General features: G+C 65.0%; 16 protein-coding genes. 6 read left to right on the top strand and 10 right to left on the bottom strand.

From position 1 onward, the window contains the following. Positions 1-241 precede the first annotated feature (241 nt). On the top strand, positions 242-1,327 hold the full coding sequence (locus CUJ90_RS31000; protein ID WP_073428477.1) for an aromatic ring-hydroxylating dioxygenase subunit alpha: 1,086 nt from the start codon (positions 242-244) through the stop codon (positions 1,325-1,327). A gap of 112 nt (positions 1,328-1,439) precedes the next feature. On the opposite strand, the gene CUJ90_RS31005 is transcribed toward CUJ90_RS31000, so the two are convergent. Beyond that, positions 1,440-2,153 (bottom strand): DUF3455 domain-containing protein, encoded by a 714-nt coding sequence (locus tag CUJ90_RS31005; RefSeq protein ID WP_235004841.1) that lies wholly within the window; start codon positions 2,151-2,153, stop codon positions 1,440-1,442. A gap of 389 nt (positions 2,154-2,542) precedes the next feature. Between CUJ90_RS31005 and CUJ90_RS31010 the strand changes: the two genes are divergently transcribed. Then, positions 2,543-3,319 carry a CHAP domain-containing protein gene (locus CUJ90_RS31010; RefSeq protein ID WP_073428330.1) on the top strand — a complete coding sequence of 259 codons (777 nt, stop codon included), beginning with the start codon at positions 2,543-2,545 and terminating at the stop codon, positions 3,317-3,319. 47 nt (positions 3,320-3,366) lie between these two features. Here the strand turns inward: CUJ90_RS31010 and CUJ90_RS31015 are convergent, their stop codons facing one another. Both CUJ90_RS31015 and CUJ90_RS31020 read right to left on the bottom strand, forming a co-directional pair. After that, positions 3,367-4,575: a cytochrome P450 gene (locus CUJ90_RS31015; protein WP_073428329.1), complete on the bottom strand. Its 1,209-nt coding sequence runs from the start codon at positions 4,573-4,575 to the stop codon at positions 3,367-3,369. A gap of 249 nt (positions 4,576-4,824) precedes the next feature. Beyond that, on the bottom strand, positions 4,825-5,427 hold the full coding sequence (locus tag CUJ90_RS31020) for a hypothetical protein (RefSeq protein ID WP_073428327.1): 603 nt from the start codon (positions 5,425-5,427) through the stop codon (positions 4,825-4,827). Between the two features lie 301 nt (positions 5,428-5,728). Here CUJ90_RS31020 and CUJ90_RS31025 point away from each other — a divergent pair, with 301 nt between their 5' ends. Then, complete coding sequence (locus CUJ90_RS31025) at positions 5,729-6,151, top strand: HrpB1 family type III secretion system apparatus protein (protein ID WP_208645269.1); 423 nt, start codon at positions 5,729-5,731, stop codon at positions 6,149-6,151. Positions 6,152-6,377: 226 nt separating this feature from the next. Continuing rightward, entirely contained in the window at positions 6,378-9,341 is a 2,964-nt protein-coding gene (locus CUJ90_RS31030; protein ID WP_083082318.1) for an LOG family protein, read from the top strand. Between the two features lie 21 nt (positions 9,342-9,362). On the opposite strand, the gene CUJ90_RS31035 is transcribed toward CUJ90_RS31030, so the two are convergent. Next, on the bottom strand, positions 9,363-11,552 hold the full coding sequence (locus tag CUJ90_RS31035) for a winged helix-turn-helix domain-containing protein (protein ID WP_114164554.1): 2,190 nt from the start codon (positions 11,550-11,552) through the stop codon (positions 9,363-9,365). A gap of 372 nt (positions 11,553-11,924) precedes the next feature. On the opposite strand from CUJ90_RS31035, the gene CUJ90_RS31040 reads away from it, so the two are divergent. Then, positions 11,925-13,409, top strand: a complete 1,485-nt coding sequence (locus CUJ90_RS31040; RefSeq protein WP_114164555.1) for a helix-turn-helix transcriptional regulator — start codon at positions 11,925-11,927, stop codon at positions 13,407-13,409. 94 nt (positions 13,410-13,503) lie between these two features. Here the strand turns inward: CUJ90_RS31040 and CUJ90_RS32545 are convergent, their stop codons facing one another. The 5 genes from CUJ90_RS32545 to CUJ90_RS31065 all read right to left on the bottom strand — a co-directional run bounded on the left by CUJ90_RS32545 (position 13,504) and on the right by CUJ90_RS31065 (position 20,356). Further along, positions 13,504-13,953, bottom strand: a complete 450-nt coding sequence (locus tag CUJ90_RS32545; protein WP_152035390.1) for a hypothetical protein — start codon at positions 13,951-13,953, stop codon at positions 13,504-13,506. 67 nt (positions 13,954-14,020) lie between these two features. Continuing rightward, entirely contained in the window at positions 14,021-14,758 is a 738-nt protein-coding gene (locus CUJ90_RS31050) for a phage tail tip lysozyme (protein ID WP_073428322.1), read from the bottom strand. Between the two features lie 213 nt (positions 14,759-14,971). Beyond that, complete coding sequence (locus CUJ90_RS31055) at positions 14,972-17,935, bottom strand: hypothetical protein (RefSeq protein WP_114164556.1); 2,964 nt, start codon at positions 17,933-17,935, stop codon at positions 14,972-14,974. Positions 17,936-18,150: 215 nt separating this feature from the next. Continuing rightward, positions 18,151-18,828 carry an enterotoxin A family protein gene (locus tag CUJ90_RS31060; protein WP_073428320.1) on the bottom strand — a complete coding sequence of 226 codons (678 nt, stop codon included), beginning with the start codon at positions 18,826-18,828 and terminating at the stop codon, positions 18,151-18,153. A 37-nt stretch (positions 18,829-18,865) separates the two neighbouring features. Next, entirely contained in the window at positions 18,866-20,356 is a 1,491-nt protein-coding gene (locus CUJ90_RS31065) for an insecticidal delta-endotoxin Cry8Ea1 family protein (protein ID WP_073428319.1), read from the bottom strand. Positions 20,357-20,733: 377 nt separating this feature from the next. Here CUJ90_RS31065 and CUJ90_RS32550 point away from each other — a divergent pair, with 377 nt between their 5' ends. Next, entirely contained in the window at positions 20,734-21,345 is a 612-nt protein-coding gene (locus tag CUJ90_RS32550; protein ID WP_143031922.1) for a helix-turn-helix domain-containing protein, read from the top strand. A 264-nt stretch (positions 21,346-21,609) separates the two neighbouring features. Here the strand turns inward: CUJ90_RS32550 and CUJ90_RS31075 are convergent, their stop codons facing one another. Further along, entirely contained in the window at positions 21,610-22,707 is a 1,098-nt protein-coding gene (locus CUJ90_RS31075) for an IS5 family transposase (protein ID WP_073432981.1), read from the bottom strand. Between the last annotated feature and the right edge of the window lie 61 nt (positions 22,708-22,768).

Consider the following 22,768-nt stretch of genomic DNA (forward strand, 5'->3'; position numbering starts at 1 on the left):
GGGCACCCGTTCGCGTCTATTTTTCATGGCCCGTTGCCGATCGGCGAAAGCCTGTCGCAATTCAGTATCGCGCCTTGCGTTTTATCCGTCGTCGTCCAATGCGAAGCAATAGACAATTCGGCGCTATTTGCCGATGTGAGTATTGTTGAGCGTATTGCCGGGCGGATTTCCTTAGTATCGGCACGGAATGCGGCTGCGTACCGAATGGACAACCGCGCGCGCATTCGCGTGGAGATTCCCGATGCCGTATCTGCTCAATGCCTGGTATGTCGCCGCGCTGTCCAGCGAGGTCACGACGCAAGCGCCGTTCGCGCGCACACTGCTGGACCAGCCGGTCGTGTTATATCGCGACGCCAGCGGCGAGGCCGTCGCGCTCGACGATCGCTGCCCGCATCGTTTCGCGCCGCTCTCGCGCGGGCAAATCGTCGATGGCGCGCTGGCTTGCCCGTATCACGGTCTGCGTTTCGGATCGAACGGTCATTGCGTGTTCAATCCGCACGGCGACGGCCGCGTACCCGCGCATGCGCGCACGCGGTGCTATCCGACCCGCGAGCGTTACGGCGCGGTGTGGTTCTGGCCGGGCGATCCCGAGCGCGCGCAAACAGCGCCGTTGCCGGCCTTCGACTTTCTCGACCCGCTGCGCAACTTCACCAGCGAAAACTATCTGCCTACGCGGGCGAACTACCAGTTGAGCGCCGACAACCTGCTCGATCTCAGTCACTTCCAGTACTTGCATGCCGGTACGCTCGGCAGCGACGAAATGGCTCGCAGCACGGTGCGCGCGGCGGTCGACGGCGAGACGGTATCGGTGCATCGCGAGGCCACGGACGAGCACTTGCAGCCGATGCTGATGCGCGCTTTCAATCTGGCGCATGGCACGCGCGCGGACCGTCAGCTCGATGTGCGATGGATGCCGCCGGGTCTCCTGAGCATCGCCGTCGCGGTGTGCGAGAGCGGTGTGCCGGAACTGACGCGCGTGAGCCTCTCCGCACACTGGCTGACGCCCGAGTCCGTCGCGAGCACCCATTATTTTTTCGCGTTCGGACTGCCTCGCGACATGGGCGAGCAAGGCGCGGAACTCGTGCGGCAGGCGGCGCGCAATCTGATCGCGCCGTTTCGCGACGAGGACTTGCCGATGCTCGAGGCACAGCAGCGGACGATCGGCGAGCGCGACTTCTGGTCGCTGCGTCCGGCGATGCTGCCGATCGACGCCGGCGCGGTGCACGCGCGCCGCATCATGCAACGCTTGATCGCGGAGGAACAGCGGCAGGCGGAAGAAGAACGCGGGTCGCCGCAGCGAAAGGCGGCGCACGCGGCGTGCGAATGACGCCGAGGCGTTGCGGGTCACGGAAAAAGAAGCCGCGATAGCTACGTCGTTCGAACCGTGGGCTTCGACGGGCCTCGGCGTGCTTCGACGTGTGATGCGCCGCGGTTGCGCACTACTCCACGGCGGACGCGGCGTTCAGCGGTGGCGCGGCAGCGGCGTCGGCGGGCGACGGCGCCACCGCTGACGGATCTGCTGCCCGATAGAAAAGATAGGTCGCCGAATACGGCACGAAAAGCGACAGGCCTTCCTGGCCGCACACGGGGTCCGGCGGCAGACCGCCCGAGGTCAACACGCGCTGGATCGAGGTCGTTCGCGCAAAGCGTCCCTCGCCAGTGCGTTCGCCGGTATTGAAGCGCGTCGCGAGACGTTGCCACGGCAGCGCGCCGGGCGTGACGGGCTCATCGCCGACGAGGCGGCCGATCACGTAGCTGCCGTCGTACGCGTTGAACATCCGGTTCGGCATGACCGTGCCGACGCTGTTGCGGGCCTGATCGACGAGCGTCGCTTCCGCGCCGGTGGGCGTCCATGAGAGCGTCGGGCCGCTTCTGCGGCAACTGTAGGTTTCATCGCCGACCGCGCTCAGCACATCCTGTAGCACTTCCTCGCGCTCGACGCGCAACGAGACGGGCAGCGTGTCGTTCGCGGGCGGCACGAGTTGCTGTTGTTGCGTCACTTTGAGCTGCATCGGCCCCGGTGTCGGAGCGGCGCATGCGGCCACGAGTCCCGCGAGCGCGAGAACGGCGAAAATGGCGCGGCCGGAGACGGCGCGAGCGGCGCCTGGCGGACGCGCGACAACACGAACGGTGACGAGTGAACGGTTCAGCACGGCGGTCTCAAGGCAATGCAATGGCGCGAGTAGACACGAAACTTGCGTGTGCGAGGGCGCGCGATGCGAACCCGCGGATGATTCCGCGCAACGGCCTGAGATCCGGCATGCCATGCGGCATGAAATTCGCCATGAGATTCGGCACGCGATTCGCGCCTGGCTTCGGCGGTTCGTCGTGCTCGCGTCGGATCGGTGCCGGGGTTGGCCCTGGATTCGCCTTGGCGTCACATCGGCCGCTTCGCTTTATCGCGCATTCGTGCGCATCGCTCACGGCTCCCCGCAAGGCTTGCTTCTACATTCGAGCTTGCATCCAGAAGACCATGCCGCATCGGGCGAGCGGTCTTCGGTGCGATTCGCGCGAGTGGCTTCGCCATGCCAAAGGAGTCGTGATGTCCTATACCGCATTTCCGGCGCTGTCTTTTCCGACGCAGGGTCTGTTGGGTACGTCCTATCCTTCGGGTTCGTTCGGAAAGCCCTTGAACCTGCGCGACGCGTTCTCGAATCTGCCGGCGGGAAACTGGAACGCGGCGGGCAATAGCGGGGGCATGGGCGATCCGCAAATGGAGCAACTGTTCCTGCAATTTCTGCTCGCGCTGACGAGTGCGTCGTCGCCAACGGATTCGTACAGCCCGCCGCAAATGCCCAGCGGCGGCGGTATCACGCAAGCCAGCTACCGCGGATCGAATGGTTCCAGCGGCTCGGAGGGCGCGGTCCAGCGCGGCGATGCGAACGTCGCGCCCGCGGGCAACGGCAACGCGGCGGGTGTGGCGCAGACCCAGTTGCACAAGTCGGCGGCGAGCATCATGCAGAACCAGGGCGTGCCGATGGAGAAGGGCGTCGACACGACGGTGTGCTGCGCGAACTTCGTGTCGGCCTGTCTGGTGAAAGCCGGCGATATACCGCAATCGCAGCACACCAACCTCGTGTCGACCCTCGACAGCGAACTCAAGCGCGATGGCTGGCACAACGTGAGCCGCAGCGAAGCGAAGCCCGGCGATGTCTGCATCGTCGGCGCGGACGAACACGTCGAGATCGTCGCGAGCAACGACCACGGCAAGATCACGCTGATTGGCTCGAACAACACGCAGGGCGGCAGCGGCCCGCAAGTGGTGTCCTACGACACCTACACCGGCAATACCGGCAACGTGAAATTCCTCTCCGATTGAGCGACGCCGATGCAACGCGGTGTTGATCGGTGTTTGTGTTGCTTGTATTAACCGCCGGCGCGCTCCAGCACCAGCCGGTCATAGCCATGAAACGAGCCGTGCTGCTGCCGTACCTGCGGACCAGGCGCGAGCCGCAGATCGGGCATGTGAGCTAGCAGCGAGCGCAGCAGCGATTCGAGCTGCATGCGCGCGAGCGCGAGTCCCATGCAGCTATGCGGACCCGCGCCGAATGTCAGCGAACGCCCGGCTTCGCGCTCGAAGCGGATCTCGTCGGGCGCATCGAACGCGGCCGGATCACGGTTCGCCGCGCCGAGCAGCGGCACCACCAGTTCGCCTCGCCGAATCCGCTGGCCGTCGATCTCGACGTCTTCCCACGCATAGCGGAACACCGCCTGCACGGCTGCGTCGTGGCGATACAGTTCGCGCACCGCTTGCGGCACGAGCGCCGGATCGGCTCGCAGCGCTTGCCATGCCCGCGGCGCGCGCAGCAGGGCGGCGAGACCGTTGCCGATCGACAGCAACGTCGTGCCGTAACCGGCAATGAAGAGAAACAGGATGTTGACGAGCATCTCGCGGCGCCCGATTCCGCCTTCCCGTTCGAGATGCAGAAAACGCGACGCCGCATGATCCGGCATCGCGTCGGGATCGATGTCGGCGATGAACGACTCGACTTGCGCGAGAAAGGCTTCGGTCTGCGTGATCGCGCTCATGCGTTCGGCGGGCGCGAGCGGCGCGCCGCTGATCAGTTGCCACGCGCCGGTCGACGCTTCGAGGTAGCGCGCGCCGTGCGCGTCCGGAAAGCCTAGCAACCGGCAGATCGTGCGCACCGGCAGCACGCTCGCGATGTCGGCCACGAGATCGAAGCGCGGCGTGTCGCGCAGGCGCTCGACGAGCCGCGCGATTTCGTCGTCGATGAACGCTTGCAGCGCCGCCAGCGCCTTGCGCGAAAAGAGCGGCGCGAGGAACCGCCGCAAGCGGTCGTGTTCCGCGCCGTTCTGGAACACGATCATGTCGGTGTAGCCGAGCGCGTCGTCGAATGGCGTGGCCGAAGGCGGCATGCGCGCGGAGAAGCGCGCGTCCTCGAGAATGCGCGTGACGAGCGCGTGCGACGAAGCGAGCCATACGCCGCTCGCGTCGCGGCACAGCGGCCGGTTCGCGCGCAGCCAGGCATAGACCGGGTACGGATCGGCGGAGCCCGTGCCGATGATCGAGGGCAGGGCGCTGTAAAAGTCCGGGTCGGCAAGCGTGACGGTCATGGCCGGCTTCGGCTGAGGGGAAGGCGCGGGCGTGCCCGCGAGACGGCGCCGATGGTGCGCAACTCGCGTGCGACTGGCACGCCAGTCATGCGCAACCGGTGTGCAGCCAGCGTGTCGATCATGCGCAGTTCGTGCGCAGCCGGCGCGCGATCATCCGCGACCCGCGCGCCGATCAGGCGCAACTCGCGCGCGCGAATGCCGCGGAAATCGGCGCGAACCCCATGCGAACCCCACACGAATCGGCGCGCGTCAGATCGTGATCGTGCCGGGCTGTTGCATGAGCGGCTGCACCTGCGGAGTCGTCGTCGTGTTGCCGCTGAGGTTCAGGTCGCCGGCGCCGATGTTGACATCCTCGGCCGAGAACTTGACGTTGCCGTTGGACTGCTCGTCGGGCTTCACGAAGTCGCCGCGAATCAACATACCGAAATCGAGGTGGTTGTTGGTCGCCAGCGTCTGGACCTCCTTCTCGCCATCGGGCGTGAAGCTGACGCTGCCGTCGGCGCCGATCGAACCCACCGACTTGCCCTTCTTGTCGTACAGGTTGCCCGATGGGTCCGCGAGCAGATCGACTTCGCCGCCGGAGCGCGACGTGAGCTTGACGGAGCGCAGCGGCGGGTTGCCGCTCGTCGACTGGCCGGGGTAGCCCGGCACCTGGCCGGTGCCGGGGAATTGACCCGAGCCCGGAAACTGGCCCGACGAGCCGGGCGTCTGGCTGAATGCGCCGAGGTCGTTGAGAAGCTGCTGGATGTCAGCGTTGATCCGGCTCGGATCCGCGCCGCCGTACGACTGGGTGTTGGGCGAGTATTCGAGCGTCTGCGCCTGGAACGACGGCTGGACTGTGTTGAAGGTCATGGTTCCTCTCACAAGGTTGATCATGCGGGTAATCGAAAACTGATGAGGCGGCAGAACGCGCCGACTTCAACAGACACAGGCTAGGGGAAGCGGATGCGCCCGCGTCGGCGAATGCGAAGCGGCGTGTGAGCGCACGAAACGTTGGCGACTTCGCGGCGCGTCGCCGCGCGCGGCGCTTCGAGGTGGCCAATGCGCTTCGCGATCTTGTGCCGCGCTTCGTGTGCTCGCGGTCATGGCGAAGGGTACGCATCGACAATGCTGCCTGTTTCCCGATGCCTTTTCGTTTGCGCAGGTACATGCAATGAAAAACGATCAATGCAGTTTGTCGGTGCTGGGTGTGCTGCTGTCGGTGTTTTCGGTCGGCTTGCGGCTCGGCGCGCATGCCGAACTCGAAGAGCTGCTGCTCGTGCTGCGGCTGCTGCATCCCAATCCGTCCGTCGTCGATATCTGCGAAGTGCGTCTGCTCGTCAACTCGCAGCGCTGGATGGATGCGTTGCGCCTGTTGCGGCAACTCGACGAGCAGGGGCAGGGTTCGCCCGTCGTCATCGCGCTGCAGGGCTGGTGTCTTTACATGCTGGGCGATCGCGACTGGCGCCGCTGCGTGGGCGCCATCCTGCACAGCGGCGACCCCACCGCGCTCGCGATCGCCGCGAAGTTCATGGGCGTCGAGGGCGACGCGGTGCCCGCGCGCATCGCGGAGGCGCTCGGCAACGAGTACAGCTGAGACGCGTGAGCATTCCCGCGCGACACGCGGCATCCATCACTCTCGAAAGGACTTCCTGTTGGACGACAAAATCAGCAGCGGCGGCGCGGGCGAACCGCGGCCGTGGCCGGAGCACGACCCTGGAGCGCGGCCTGCGAGGCCGCCGCCCGCATCGAGGCGCCCGCCCGGGTCGCCGCAGCTGGACGGTCTGCCGCCATCGCGCGCCAGTGCGGCGGAGTCGCGACCGATGGCGGAGCCGGGCAGCGAGATCGTGTTGCGCGACGCCGGGGTATCTCACGCGCACGACGATCACGCGATCCGCAATGCGCAGACCGAAGGGCGCATCCGGCGTGCGAAGGACATGCTGCGGATTCTCGTCGACGAAAGCAGCAACGACAAGCCGGTAACCGGGCCCGGCGACGAATGGCTCGTCGATCTGCTTGCGCGGATGAAGACCGGCAATTTCATCACGCAGAACGCACACGAATACGTGCATCGCGCGTGCGTCGGCGCGGGGCGAACCGACCGCATCCATACCGGCTGGAGCGAACTGTCGGGCGATACGGCCGCGGCGGCGCTCGACGTCAAGCGCCGCTTCGCTGACAGGCAGGTCGTGGTGAGCGGCTTTCGCGGGCGCAAGCCGGATGATCCGCGGCGCCTCGATCAATTCGACGCCGCCGATGCGATCGTGCTGACACGCGGCGATTTTCATGCGCCGTACCAGTTCATCGAGGCGATCGACTATCTGCGTTCCGCGCGCGCGGCGGCGAGTGCGGTCGGACAGCCGCGCGAACGGGCGCTGGTGGTTGCCGACTTCGGTTTCTACCGGCCGTTGCTGCGGGGCATGTTCGGCGCCGCGCCGCGCGGTGTCGACGAAAAGGATCACTACCGGAAGGCGCTCGACAGTACCTTGCGGCAAGGGCAGCGGCCGGGCGTGCCGCACGCCGCGACGACCGTGCAGATCGTCGACTCGCTCGACGACGTCGCCCGCACCGGCGCACTGACCCGCCGTGGCCCGACGGCCTTGGGCGCAACACCGGCGACACCGGCGTTACCGGCGTTACCTGCATCCGACACCGCCACGCGCAATGTGGCGCAACTCTTCGTCGGCACCACCAAGCAGCTGAAGATCGAGCATTGGCGCTCCGGTTTCGGCAGCGCCACGCTCAGGATCAGTTCGCTGATCGAGCTGATCGACGATCTTGGAGAACCCGAGGAGCGTCACGGCAGCTACGTCGCGAACGTGCGCGGCTTGCGGCCCGACGCCGGCGTGGAAAATTCCGGCAAGGCGGAATCGTTCGTGCGGGTGATCCGGCGCGTGCTCGACGGCGAGCATCCGACGATCTCGCGCGAAGCGTTGCTGCAGCGGCTGGCATCGTTCGGCGTCGATGCGGAGCGCGGCGACCGGCTGCACTTCATCGCCGACGATCGCGGACTCGAATTTCCCGACTGGCCGCTGCTGGAGCCGTATTTCCCGGCGCACATCAAGGAGGAGGCGCTCGCGGAAGTTGAGCGCCGGGTCGGCGGACAGGACCCGGCGATTCAGGCCGTGCCCGGCGTCGAGACCACCTGGTGGATCAATACGGCGGGCGGCACCACGCAGCTTCTCGAACACTTCATGCAAGCCTACGAGCGGCGCGCGGCCGCCACCGGCGAGCGGCTCGAACCGAGCGTGGTGAGCGTGTGCGTCGCGAGCCTCGTCGACATGGATCTTTCGACGGGCGCGGCAGACGTGCGCAATTTTTCCGGCGCCACCACCTTCGAGTTCCGCCGTCCGCCGGCGGGCGCCGTCAATGCCGCCGACAGCGAGGCGTGGTTCGTGCCCGCCGCGGCCATCAACCCGGAGTCGCGCTCCGTGCAGGAACTGATGGACCGGTCACACGAAGGCGCCTACACCGCGTCGCTGCCGTGGGTGAAAGCGATCGACGCCATGCGCGCGGACGGCGTCACGTTCGAGAACACGGCGCGCAGATCGCGCGTGCCGGATTATCGCGTGTCCTTGATCGGTCAGCCGGGCAGCACGCGTGGCGCCGCATGGCAGGAGCGTATCCGCGCGCTCGCGCCGGCGAACGCAACGCGGCCCGATCCGGCAGGCGAGCATGCGCAGCCTGTTGTCATCGGCCAGGCATCGGCTGCGCGAGCGTTCGATCCGTATGCGATCGGCCAGCGCGTGCAGCACGCCGATGCCGTGGTGTTCGATGCCGTGCCCGGCACGCTCGGCGCGCAGGCTACCGTCCTTTACGAATACTTTTCGGCGCTCGTGCTGACGAGCCTGCATCCCGACTACAAGAACGTGCGTGTGCTCGTCAATGAAGGCGATCCGCATCTCGCCATCCTGCAGGAACTCGTCAGGACCCAGCATCACTACGGGTTGAGCGAAAACCCGCTGACGCTGTCGCGGCGTTACGACGAGGAAAGCCAGGCGACCGCCGAACTCGAACGGCACTGGGCGCAGTATGAGCGGATCGAGGTCCCGCAAGACGGCGCGGCGGCCCCGCCCAACCAGTTCGACGTGCGCCGCGAACTGGATGCGGGCCGCGCGGCGCGGCGTCCCGCGGTGGTGGTGCTGGCGTCGGGCAAGGCGGTCGAGCCTTCGCTCGTGGCCGAGACGACATCGGTGGCGCGATGGATCGCCGGACGCGGCGACGATGCGATCTATGGCGGCGGCGCCAAAGGTCTGATGGGCGAGTTCTATCAACACTATCAGCGCCATGCCGCGTCGAGCCGCACCGGCGGCAAGGTGGCCGGCATCAGCACGACGATGGTCATCGGCAAGGAAACGACGACCAGCGAACTGCCCGCCGCGCTCGACGTCGGCCACGTCAGCCCGGACATCATCACGCGGATGCATCAACTGTTCGAGGCGGACATGGCGGTCTTTCTCGCGGGCGGCGTCGGCACGGCCGAGGAAATCGGCTTCGCGCTCGCCTTGAAGGCGGCCGGCGTGCAGCCGATGCGCGACAAACCGATGATCCTGGTCAACTCGCTGATGCCGGACGGCAAGCGGCTCTGCGACGGTTATCTGGAATACTTCGGCGCCGGCGATCCGGCGCTCGACCGCCAACGCCGCATCGAAGCAGGCGCGAGCAGGCTCAAGGCGCTGAACGTGCACGTGGTGCAGGCGGGCCGCGACGACTTCGATCGGACGTTCGGCGATGAATTCATGCGTATACGGAAGCTGTATGGGATCGGCTCGACGCCGCGGGCATAGTGCCGCCCGCGCGCCGGGCGTTCACCGCTCCGTTGCGTTGCCCGCGACGCCCGGCGCGTCGGCCGCGTCATCGGGGCGATACGTCGGCGGCGCACTGCCCGCTTGGATCATCCCTTCATGCACGGCCTTCAGTTCCGCGGCGCGGCCCGCATCGCCCGCCTCGTTGCAGCACGCGATCAGAGCGATGATCGCCCGCTCGCGAAACGCGCTGTCCGCACAGGCGTTGGCCAGTTGATAGACCTCGTTCCACGCGGCGATCACCTGGTCGGCGGGCGTCTCCACGAGCGGCAGCGCCTCTGCGATGACCGCATGCAGACGCATCTCGTCGCGCCGGCGCGGCGTCGCGCTCGCCGTCAACTGGGCAAGCACGGCGCGCGCGCGCCGCAGATGTTCGTGCACGAGCGAGAGCAGGCGCCACAGCGGCGCGGAGCATTCGAGCAGCGTGACCGCGAGTTCGAAACGCCCGGCCTTCACCGCCCACGCGAGCGCGGCGCGCAGATCGTCGAGATCGCTGAGATCGAGCACGTCGATCACCTTGTGCTCGCCGCGCTTGCGGTGCGCCGCGATGCGTATCGGCAAGCCGCCCGCATGAGCGAGCGCCGCGCGATCGAATTCGCCGCTGTCGGTGAGCATGTCGCGCGCGAGTTCGCGGATCGGCCGGCGCATCTGCAGCATCCATTGCCCGTCGCTGTCGATCTCCTCGATCAGGCCGGCTTCGACAAACTCGTCGAGACGGCGGTCGGCAAGCGCCTCGCCGCGCACGCCGCCGCCTTCGCTGGCGGACATCGGCAGCTCGCAGGCCGTCAGCAGGCCGATTGCCGCGCAACGCGGAAACTCGCCCGCGAACAGGCTGAGCAGCAGGAAGTGCTTGCGCGCGAAAGGATCGAGCCGCGCGATATGCAGATCGAGCGCCACCGGCACCGGCGCCGAGAGGGACCGCGGCACGCCCGGCGCGTCGATGCGCGCGTCGATCAAGCCGGCAAGGCGGCGTGCGTAGCCGGTCATCGCGGTATCGAGCGTCTCGCCCGCGTTCATGCTGTCGTCGATCGACGCGGCGGCGAGTTCGAGCGCGAGCGGCACGCCGTCCAACTGCTGCGCGATGCGCACGGCGGCATCGATCACGTCCTGGCTGATCTCGCCGGCATCGAGTGCGGCGAGAAGGGCCGCGCTTCCGGTCCAACGCGCAAGCGCGCGCGGCTTTTCGCGCAGCCGCGCGCGCCGCGCGAACAGCGTGCCGAGCCGTGCGAACAGCAGCCGCAGCGCGTCGTGCTCCGCGGCGAGCGCGGTGCTGACCTGCGTGTCGTCAGGCGTGCGCAACGGGTAGAGCGTCACCACTTCTTCGCCGTCGAGACCGAGCGGCGCGGCGGCGGTGACGATCGCGCGCACCTCGGGCGCCTCCGCGAGCAAGGCGGCGATCATGCGGGCAGCGGGCTCGCCGCCCGTCGCGCCGCAATCGACGACGAACAGCACGCGCCGCGTGCGCACGCCATCCAGCAGACGCTCGAAGGAAGCGCGCGCGAGCGGCGGCGCAAGGTTCAGCGCGAGCGCGAAGGCGTCCGCGAAACCCTCACGCGGCGTTTGCGCCGCGAGCGACACCGGCACCACGCCGTCGGGGAATTGCGCGGCAAGCCGGCGAGCGGCCTCGTGCGCAATGCGCGACTTGCCGGTTCCAGTCGCGCCGACCAGAGTGATGACGCGCGCGATCGAAGCGAGGCCGAGCACCTCCGACAACTCCGCATGGCGGCCGATAAACGGCGTGAGATGCAGCGGCGTGCGCAAGCGCATCGTGCGCGGCGACGTCTGCGCGGTGCGCGGTGGAATGTGAATGGGCGGTTCGGTCGGCGGCTGCAACGCCGGGCCGGTGGCCTCCGATGGCCGGGGCGCGCTGCCCGTGTGGACTTCGGCGGCGAAACGATAGCCGAAGCCCGGCACGGTGACGATCAGGTCGCGATCGTCGCCGAGCGCGCGTCGCAGCGTGGAAATCTGCGCCTGAACCGTGTTCGCGTCGACCGCCAGATCGGGCCAGCCCCGGCGGCACAGTTCGGCTCGCGCCACCGGCCGGCCGCCGGCCTCCACGAGCGCCAGCAGCAATTCGAGCGCGCGCGCGCCGAGTTCGACCGGCGAGTCGTCGGCGACGAGACGCGGCGGATTCTGCGTGAGCGTGTAGCGACTGAACGCAATGACCATTTCACCCGGTCGTGGTGACGACATCCTGAATCTCCAGCGAATCCGGCGAGCCGATTTTCCCGGCATGCCGGCATGCAGCGGTTGCGCGCGGTGGGGTGCCGCGGTTGGGTGTGCCTGGGTGTGCCTGGGTGCCAAGCGAAAGGTTACACGGAACAGGCCCGCTCCGCGCAGGGTCGCCGCATGCGTCGCGGAGGGGCCATTCGGTTCGACATGCCCCGGAAATCTCAACAGTTCTCAAATCCGCCGAAAAGCTCAGATTTATTGAAGATGTTCTTTCGCATACGCGGATAGATTGAGCGGTGCGAACGATGGCGACATTCCCAACCATCGTGTTCGCCAAGAGCGTGCGTGCCGGCGGCGGTGACAGCCGTGCGCGTGTCAACGAGGAGTAGCGCAATGTTCCTGACGCTTTATTTTCCACTCGCGGCGTCGTTGTCCGTGCAAGATTTACCGGACGGTTTCATCAACAAGGTTCGTGAAGGCAATGTCCAGGCGGCGGGCGCGCAGGCGGCCCGCTGGTCGGATCTCGCGCGCAACGGCGCGGGCGCCGCCACGGGCTCGCCCGGACTGCTTCAGCTTCATGCCGACATGCAGATGACCCTCGGCATTTGTGACGAAGCCGAAGAACAGTATCGGCGCGCGCAGAAGGCGATCCGCTCGCCGCGCCAGGCAATCCGCGCGGCGTCGTGCCGCAATGCCGGCTGGCAGGCGCTGTTTCGCCATCGGCTTGCCACGGCGTTGTCATGCTTTGCACGCTTGATCGACGAGCCCGACGTCGAGGTGTCGCGGCAACTCGAAGCCCGCCTGGCGATTACCGGCACGTTGCACGAACTCGGCCGCTCGCGCGACGCCACCGATGCGCTCGACGAACTCGCCGCCGCGGCATCCGAACACGGCTCGGATAGCTGGCGCGACATCGTCGCCACCTTGCGCTTCGACGTCGCCGTGCAGCGCGAACTGCGCGGCGCGGCGCAACTGAACGATCACGTGTACTGGCAATCGGGGCTCGGCGGGCAGGGGCTGCGCAGTGTCGGCGCGGTCGGCACGGTCGGCACGGTCGGCACGGCAAGCGACGAAGCCGATCTGCACGAAGTGGGCGTATTGAGCGTTCGCACCCCGCTGCTCTGCGAGCGGATCGGTTATCTGCGCCAGTTGCGCGCGCTCGCGAGCGGCGAGCGCGGCGCGATGGACCGCATCACCGCGCATCTGAACTGGGCGCAGCAGCATGGCCTCGGCGATTATTTGCGCACGACGCGGCTCGAAGTCGTGCTCGCCGCGCTAGCGTGCGACGCGCCGCAGCTCGCGGAGTCGCTGCTCGAGCCGCTGCATCGCACCGACCATGCGGCATCGACCGGGCACCGTCAACTCGAGTATCTGTATTGCGTCGCCAAGACGCACCAGGCGCTCGGCCGGAGCCGCGAAGGGATGGTCTTCTTCGGACGCTACGCGCTGATCGCCACCCAGTGTCTGCGCGACGACTCGCAGGTGCTGACCTCGTACAGCGCGCGTGCCGCGCGCCAGGCGCCGCAACTCGACGACGTCGCGGCGCGCTTGCCCGCACGTTATCGGCGCGCGTATCGCTATTTGCAGGAAAATCTCGACCGGCGCGACCTGTCGGTGCGCGAGGTGGCGGCCGAGGTCGGCGTGACCGAACGTGCGTTGCAAAGCGCGTTCAAGCATTCACTCGGACTGTCGCCCTCGGAGCTGATCCGTCGGCTGCGCATGGAGCGGATTCGCGCCGATCTGCTGGACGACTCGTTCTCCGGAGACCGCACCGTGTTGCTGACGGCGAACAAGTGGGGCGTGCAAAACCGCTCGACGCTGGTGAGCGGATATCGCAAGCAGTTTCACGAGGTGCCTTCGGAGACGCTGGAGCGATAGCGTGCCGGCGCGGGCGGACGCCGCATCCGGTTGCGATGCCAGTGTCCGCTTCTGTGGCGCGCATGGGCGGTTCGGAGCGCGATGCGCGCCGGTGCTAGACGCGCGGCAGATTTTTTTCGGCGAACTCGCGCAAGTCCTCGATATCGGCGGGGCTTTCGATCCCGAAGGCCCGCGCGGCCTCTTCCAGTGAATGACCCTGGCGCATCATGAAGTACGCGTCGGCAAGTTGCCTCGGCGTCGCCGGTGCAGGTTCGCGGCCGTGCTGCGCCTCGTGCAGACGCTGCTTCTGGATCTGCGCGGTGAACCGATCGTGATAAAGATCCGCGGCCTGCCGGTACGGGTCCACGCTTGAAGCCTCCTCCGGGGATGCTTGCGATTCACGCGCCGCCTGCCGTCCTTGGGGCAGGCCGGCAAGCGGGCCCGATACCTGCCGCGCGTGCGGATCGATCCTCCTCAAGGGCTGCGTTCTTTCATCGGAGCCTTCGAAATCAGGCTGAGCCGGCGCTTCTCCGCCGCCGACCGGCGGCAACTTGTCTGAACTCATCGAGGCAATCCCCGGCTGGTTGTATCAACCCGGCATGGCGGGACACACGCGCGTCCGCTGTCCGCCATCACGCGGACAGCACGTACTGAAGATCCGCGAGGCGGCTCGACATCTGCGGATCGCCGGGACGTTCGAACGTATTGCAGAACACGACGGTCGCGTCCTGCGCGGTCTGCGTCTGCTTGACCGCGTCGATCGCGCCCGATTGCGAGGTTTCGAGTTCATGCTTGAGGAAACCGTAGTTCGCCTGTTCGCTGGATGGGTCCAGCTTATGTTGCGAGCAGTAGTCGAGGTAATCCTGCTTGCGCGAGCCGGTCCATTGCGCGACGCCATAGCCGGATTGCAGGTTGGAATTGGGTGCGCCGACCGCGCCGCCCTGATTGATGCCGGTGTTCATGCCGCCGCTTTCGTGCCACAGGTTGGCGACGATTCCCGCCGCCTGATTTCTCGTCAGGCCGAAGTCCCGTTGCAGGTTCGTCATGAAATGCTCCGCCGTCTCTTTGCCCTCAGCCGTGCTCGCGGGCGTCCCCTGGCCCGAGCCGTCGCCGGCCGGAACCGCGCCCGAGTACGAGGCGGGCGAGGCCGACGAGGTGGACGCGTAGCTCGCCCGCGCGGGCGCCGCGGAAAAGGAGGGCATCGACGGCATCTGGAATGACGGGCCGTTACTGTTGTCGAACAGCCCCGAAAGGATCTGCTGGATCTGCAGAAGGATGCTCTGATCGTTCTCGCTGCTCGCGCCGGGACCGCCGGCTCCAAGCTGATGCAGAAGTTCGTCTACGCGCTGTAACTGGGCGGATTCGATCATGGTTGTCTCGCGCGGGTAGGTCCGTGGAAATTCGTTTGCACGCAGAGCGGCCAGTCTGACGTTCGATATGCGCAACACACGCCGCCACGCCCATTCTCACAGCCGCGTTGCGCTTGGCCTCGGCGTTTCGGAAGTTGAAGCCGGCGGCGCGAAACGACGCGCGGAGGCGCATCTCCGATGACGCTTCGCCGTCTTCGAGCGCGCCTCGCGCTGTCAGCGCGTTGCCGGAAAGTTCGATGCGGCGGGCGCGCTCCGCCCGAGCGGTTGCGCCGACAGAACCGTGCTTTCCTCCAGGATTTGCCACTGATAGCCCCACGGCAGAGGCCCCGAGGTCTTTTGCGAATGCTCCCTCTGCTGCGCCAGCACTTCGGGCGCCTCCCAGTTTCCTTCGTCCATCAGGAGCTGGCCGATGTTGTCGCCGATTTCGCCCACTTCCTGCTCGTCACCGGTGCTCGCGACGATATGGGCCGCGAGCGTTTGAAGTTCTTCGAGCCGCTTCGTGGCCTGCGGTTTCATGTACTGCCGCACGACCATTTCCTGCTGTCCACGCGCCGCACGCGCCGACGCGAGCATGTCGGGCGGTGTTTCCGCCAAACCGGCGGGCGGCGCCGGCGTCGATGCGCCGTCGCGGTTCGCCAGCCACTCGCGGCAGGTCTCGACGTCCGTGGTCCATTGCCGTGTCGGCGTGGAGCCGCTGACGTCCGGCGCGGGAATATGGATGCTGCCGTTCTTCAGCATGATCACGTTCGTCGTGCGTTTGCTGTTGAGGGCCGTGAACATTGCTCCGTGCCCGCCCGCCAGATTCACGCCCGCGACCGTCGGCAAGACGACCGACGGCGGCGGATAAGCCAGTCCGGCCGGCACCTTGGTGACATGCTCGTATGCGCCGTCGACCAGTGTCGTGCCGGCCGAATTGACGTGAACCTCGCCGCCGTGCATGACCGAGCGATGTCGCTGCACGGCGCCCGCGAGCCACGGACCGAACTGGATCGAGGCCAACGGCAACGTTAGTTGCGGCAGGTGAAGGAAGGGCATGGTGGCGCCGGCGAGCGCCGTGTGCTGCTTGACGTCGGTCGGCGCACTGGTGTGACCTTCGTCGTATCGAACCGAGACGGAAGGGTGCTTCGCAGCCGCCGTCACCCATCGATTCCAGAGTCCTTGCGTCGCGCCGGTGCGGGTATCCGACAATCCGTCGAAGAGCCCGGCGGCGATTTCCTTGCATTTGTCGAGTCCATCGGGCGCCTTGACCTCGATGCGGATGACCGGCCCTCTGAAGGTTTGATTGACTTCATGCGTGCCCCATTCGCGGATCAGCCATGCAAAGGCGATCGGAATGTTCGACATCAGGACCACGCCGCGCTGGCGAATGCGCGTGTCGCGTTCGAACGTGCCGGCGTGGATTTCGAGGCAAGCGCCGTCGGGCCCCTCGCTGCCGTTCATCGCGATGCGTCCGCCCCGGCCCCTGGTATGGGCGCGCGTCGGCAAGGCCATGACGGCGGGGATCGCATGGCTGATCACGCCCGTCAGCGCGAGTGCCCCGCTGAACCAGAGCGTGGTGTTGAAGCCTTTGACTCTTGACGATCTGACATCGATGCTCGCTCCTTCTTCCACGATGGTCACGAGTTCCTTGAGTCCCGCGATGCGAGGCGCGACGCCGTGGTCGATGTCGCTCAGCAGGTTCAGGCGATTTTCCAGTGCGGAGCCTTCGAAGCCGGGCTGCGCATCCGTTGCCCATTCCCGCAGCATGGCGAGGTCGAGTTGCTGCAATCGCGCCGAGAAGTCGGCCCAGGTGGCATCCTTCGCCAGTTCCTTTTCCTTCACGCCGAGCAGGCGCGCCGTTTGTTCCCTGATCTTGCGCCGCGCGAGCGTGCCGATCGGCATCTCGTCGCGCCATCCCTTGCGGGCAATGCGATCGCCCATCACCATCAGCGTGGCCAGGCGGGCTGCATCTTGCACCCGCGTTTCAGGCTGTTCGGCAAGCGCGGCGCTGCCGACCGGCGCATTGGCGGGCGTGCCGCCATGCGGCTCCGTCACGAGCGGTTCGAGGTCGGCGCAGACGTTGCCGACGATGTTCAAGACGAGCAGTTTGAGGATCTGCGGCTCGTCGAGCGCGGACAGATCGTCCGACGAGCGCATGCGTTTCAGGAACGACCCGCGATGGCCGCTCGCGCCCACGATCCGGTTAAAGCGCGTGGACGTTTCCGTGACATGGTCGGGGTCGATCGTGCCGCCTCGCAGGAACACGATCGCCTCGCACTGGCTCAGTGTCGGGTCCGGCGAGACGGCGCCGAGCAGCGCGTCCGCCGCGATCCGGTGATATCTGAACACGTTCGCCGGAATGCCCGTGAGTGCGGCTTGTTGCTCCGGCGCGCTTGCCTGGCCGGCGATGTGGCGGGCAAGTCCGATGGATTCGTCGAGCGTGGCGGGCCTCGGCAGGCCCAGTCCGTCGACGTAATTCCTGAGCAGATGGTCGCTCGCCCGGAATGCGAGACGTGCGTCCGCGCGCGCCGTTTCAGTTTCGAGTCGGGCGAGGCGGCCGGCGGGACTCATCGCCGCCAACATGTCCGGCTTTTCGAGCAGCAGTTGCCAGCCCTGGTCGGACTGGCTGAGCGCGCACTGGGTCGCCAGCATGTCGGCGCCCAATTGCCCGCCGGTGGGCGCCGTGTCGCCTCTCCACGCGTTGACGACCGCCAGCGCGCGGGACGCATCGCCGCCGGTCGCTTGCCTGAGCACATAGGCGAGGGTCATCGCATTGCCGTAGCGCGACGCGCTGCCGCCCTTGAATTGCATCAGGCGCTGCGCTAACAGCGTCGTCTCGTTCGATTCCGCTTCCGACGTGTTGGGGAACAGCGAAACGATCTTCTTGCGTGCGCGCTGCGCGTCGTGGAGCGCGCCGCCTTCCGCAAAGTCGCCATCGGCGCACGGATCGCCACCGAACTCCGCCTCGACGAGCGGTGCGATGGTGCTGCGAAAATTCGTCCGGTTCGTCCGATCGGCGTGCCTGGTGCTTGCCGCGGTGTGTCGGCTCTCACTGCGAAGGAACTCGAGCGCGCTCGATGTCTCGGCTCGCGCGAGCGGCCTGCCCACGGGAGCATGCGTGGGTTCGTGCCCCGTGCCACCGGCGCTCTGCGCGTCGAATGGTTGCGGGTGCCCGAGCAGGCGGCCGATCAGTCGCATAGTGTCCTCCCCTGGTTGCTGTTCGCGCTCCCGCGCGGCGCGCGGACTCGGCCAGCGTGACCGAAGGTAGCCGGTTGCGAGAAACGCGGAAGGCCGGTCGCGAAGCGTCGTGCGAGCAGGCGAACGGACGCGGGGAGGGGGGCCGCGACAGGGGCAGCGGCGGTGTTTCGCTCGCGAAGAAGCCGGTCCTCGCGGGAAAGCAAGCGTTGCAGCACTCATTGCTCGCCTACCGTGTTCGGTTCGGGTATCAGTTCTTCTATGAACCGGCATGCAAACGGATCCGCCACTTCCGCCGACGCCATGTCCTTGTAACAGTGCATGGTTGCGCTCAAGGACGCGGTCACGAGCGGGTCTTGCGAAACCAGCCACCGGTTGTTCCCGGGTGCGGGCGACGTGCGCTGCTTATAGACGCCGGGATTGGCATCAGGTCGCCTTTCCTCGTAGCGCGGATTGAGTTGAAATGGGGGCGTTTGTTCCGAACGGTAGACTCTCACCGCCTGGATCTGGCTTCCCTCTATCTTGTTGACTGCCACCCACTCGGACTGCTTCCGTGCATCGGGAATGCCGGCCTCGTAACCTATCGCCGCCAACGATCGTTCCATGTTGTAAAAGTTTTCTGTTGGACGGATCTTGTAGACGTAAATCGGAGGCCCATGCCGAGTGATCAATCGGCGCGCATAATTGCCGGCGTACTCCGGGTCCGAACTCGTCGAAATGAAATTACTATTGGCATCTCTCTGTGTGCAACTTGTTCCTCTCGCGTGATCTCGAAGGTTGTCGTTCTGGCCGAAAGCGGTAAAGCCATTCTTGAAAATAGCATCCGGTTCACGTGTGTCGACCCTGAACATCCAGTTGGGGCCTGCATTGACAACGGTCAATGTGGTTTTCTCCATTTCAATATCCTCGTAAAGTTGAGATGCCGTGCGTCACTCAAGCGCTCACGCGGCTCATGACGTCGCGCCAGAAAGCCTCCCGACGACGCTGCAAACCACGCGACACGTTGCGCGGAAGGAAGGCCGCACCGAGATTGGGCTGGTCGATTGCGCCGATATAAAAGATCTCCCGAAGTATTACCGGAACGAACTCGGTGTCAACGCTGAAGCCGAAGATAATGCACCCGAGATCGAAGTCGTAAAACCTGCTCCTCGTCCACATGTTCAGGGTGCTCAGCATGCGTCCCGGCACGCTGACCTCTTTCACTCCTGTACTGCTTCTATACCAAAGCTGTAGCTCGCTGCCGTCATCGAGTACGAGTGAAACGCCGCTCGGAATACTGTCACCTGTCACGCGGGCCTTTGCGACATTGAATCTTTTACTGTCAGCGGGGGGCGGAATCGTTATCGTCTTCTTCTCAACGCCGCCCTTTTCATACGAAATGATTCCATAGCGATCAATGCGGCGCCCGTCCGCCCGTCGCTCAGGTCCTTTCCCGGTTGGATACTGAACGTCGACGACGCGTGGGGTGAAATTGAAATACTCTATATAGATGCTTGAGAACGACTTGAGAGGGCGCGAGTATTGCGGGGCAACGCCATTGCTCGAAAGAGACGCGCACACCGGGTCCCAGTCGTCGGCCGTGCCGTAGGCCGCACTGTATACGTCCTTGAATGGGATATCCGGCACTTTGTGCGGGTACCCGACAGGGTCGAGATAGGTCAGGAGAGTGCGGAAGTCGTCCACGAGCAATGTCTCTTTCAGATGGAACGGCTGATAATGATCATGGAGGGCCGTTTGATGACCGCCCGGCCCCGGGGGCGCAGTCTTGTCGTAGCGGGATTTTTCATCAGCGCTCACTTGGTCCAGGTACTTCGTGTACGAGGCGAGACGGTCGCCGGATTGCCTGACGATGTCGTCATAGGTGGCACGTGACCACCCCCAGTTCTTTCCGTTCAACACGCAGTCGCGCAGAAGCATCATATGCATCGTTGAGAACATCCCGAATAGAGGAGCCAGCACCCATTCGTAATCGGGGTTCCGGAATTCCGCCGCCGCGGCGACAAACTCCGTATTGCTTGCCAGGAACTGGCTCCGGATCGCCTCGTTGTCTCGCGTTGCAATTGCCCGCAAATAGAGCTTCGTCACTCCGCCCAATCCGTTGAGCCTCGCCCTCAGCAAGCTGAATACCGCATCGTCGATCTTCCGGTCCACCAGTTCCTCTACCTGTTTGCGTACCTGCGGCCAGACGTCCTCCTTGTCGGACGGCCAGAGCAATTTAACAGCGGCTGAGACAAGCCAGCCGACCTCCGGAATCTGGGCGAGTCCGACGGTTAAAACCGTTTTGAACATCTGGAGCGGGTCGTAGTACGGCGCGGCCACATCGCTCCTGGACGGGTTAGCCGAAGCGGCCAGAACGAATGATGGGGCGCCGAGCGCGATACCAGCGGCCGGGATAGCACGGATCATGGTGCGCCGTGTAGTCATCTTTGCTTCTCCTTTAAAAAAGCCATCACGATCGACTCGCTCTCCACTTTCACCGGCGGACAAGCTGCGCGATGCAATCGCTTCATATCGCTCTGGGAGCAAGGTCGCCTTAGTTCATCCGCGCGATGCGGCACAGTGAAACTCGTGCGTAAAAGGTGCAAGTCAAGGTGCAAGTCGTGTTGAGATTCAGATTAGCAGCGCAACTTGCGATGCGGTCCCGACGCTGTGCGTAATCCGTCCGTTTGGGTAGTGGTCTGCGTCAAAAGACGTACAGGTGTCCCGCGCGCGTTGTCCTCGGTGAACATAGTCCAGTCAGTCACCACTTGTTCACGTTCTTGCACACCATAAAAAGATCTTTCTCCGTGCAGGAGATGTGGGTGCATTCATTTCCGCGCCTTATTCAAGGGAACCTGCTCAATGTAATTGAGACGCGATTCGAGCGCAATGCGCTTCCTCTCGCATATCGCCGCGTGCTTATAGAACAGTCGATTTCTGTACGCACGGGCTTTAATTTCGGCAGTTCCATATTCAAATGTTCAGGTTCCCGGATAGCTATTCGGCTGCACGGTGTACCATTTTTCTTTGCCCAAATGTCATGGCTGTATTCCGTGACCGGGGCACATAAGATTCGCGAATTTGATGAGTTTGGAATGAAGAAGAAACGGGAGGAGTTCAGGGCGCGCCTGCGTCGGGTGCGCAACGAATTGCATGATTCGCAGAAGGCATTCGCGATCAAGGGCGGCGTGACAGAAAAGACTCAGTCGAACTATGAGAAGGGTGCTCGCGAGCCCGGTCTGCTCTACCTGTTGAAGCTTGCCGCGGCAGGCGTGAACGTAGGGTACCTGCTGACGGGGCAAGAATTCGAACAACAACTTGCCCCGGCGGAGCAGGAACTGCTGCGCGAACTGAGGAAAATAAATCCTCAAGATCGGGACGAATTCATCATCGCGCTTTGCGTGCTTGTGAAGAAATTGCCTCGCTCGACGTAGCACGAACCGTGGTGCCGGTCGTCGTGCCGGTTGTCGTGCTGTTTCACCGCCGATTGCCGCACTGCCTTACAGTAACCTGCGCAAGACATGTCCGAGATTGACCGCACTAGCAGGCTGCTGAAATACAGTCCGACAGAAGCAGCCTTTCTGCACTTACGCGGCTCTCGCCACAAGGTTTATCGCATTGTGCAATTTCAACGTGAATTCCACGCTTGTTCGGCAGTTTGAGGCCAATTTCTGGCTTCATTGCCGCGTTTTTCGCTGCTACAGACGGACTTGTGTCAGTGAGCGCATGCGCACGAGGTTGTAGGCAGCCATGTTCAACACGAACATCTGGTCCACTTTCTTCAACCCGCGCACCACCACCTGGCGCATGCGCCCCACGGTCTTGGCCCACCCGAAGCCTTGTTCGATCAACTTGCGCTTTTGCTGCGAAATGGCGTAGCCCACGCTCGAGGCAATGGTATCGGGCACGGATGAACGCCGCCCCGAGGTGTTTTGCGCAACGTGCGGTGTGACCTTCATCTGCTGGCACGCCTCGATGAATTCCTGTGCGTCGTAACCCTTGTCTGCGCCCAGCGTGATTTCTGCGCTCGCATCTTCTGCCGCTTGCCGCGCGTCGTTGATCATGACCTTGGCCGCTTCGCGCTCGGCGTGCCCGTCAGCGCGCGTCACGCACGCGTTGACCACCAGACCATGTCGATTGTCGGTCAGCGTGTGGCCCATGTAACGCAATTCGCTGGCCGTATTGCCTTTGCGATAGAGCCGTGCATCGGGATCGGTCCGGGACTCATGCGTCTCGTTGCTGCGCTTCTCGCCTTTAAAGTCGCCTGCGTTGCCGCCGTCGCTGTCCTGATCGTCACTGTCCTTGGGCACGAAGCTCTTGTGCCCCGCCCACGCCTGGATCAGCGTGCCGTCCACGCTGAAGTGCTCTCCCGAGAGCAGGCACTTCTTCTCAGCGATCGCCACCACTTCGTTGAAGAATTCGATCACCGCATCATGCTTGATCAGGCGTTCGCGGTTCTTCGTGAAGACCGTCGGTACCCAAACCTCGTCATCCATCGCCAGGCCGATGAACCAGCGAAACAGCAGGTTGTATTGCACCTGATCCATCAATTGGCGCTCCGAGCGGATGCTGTAGAGCACCTGGATCAGCATGGCTCGCAGCAACTTCTCCGGCGCGATGCTCGGCCGCCCACCCTTGAGGTCGGCCTCGTACATCCCGGCAAACAACCGATCCATCTTCACCAGTGCTTCGTTCGCCATCACCCGGATCGAACGCAACGGATGCGACTTCGGAACGAAGTCGTCCAGCTTGCGCATGGAAAACAAACTCTCGGTGAATGTGTCGGCGCCGCGCATGATCTCCAAGGGGCAAGTGGGGGTCTTCCATCAACGCTTCAGGGGCCTTCAGCGATGACAT

It is taken from the genome of Paraburkholderia terricola (assembly GCF_003330825.1).
In the GTDB taxonomy this organism is placed as follows: domain Bacteria; phylum Pseudomonadota; class Gammaproteobacteria; order Burkholderiales; family Burkholderiaceae; genus Paraburkholderia; species Paraburkholderia terricola.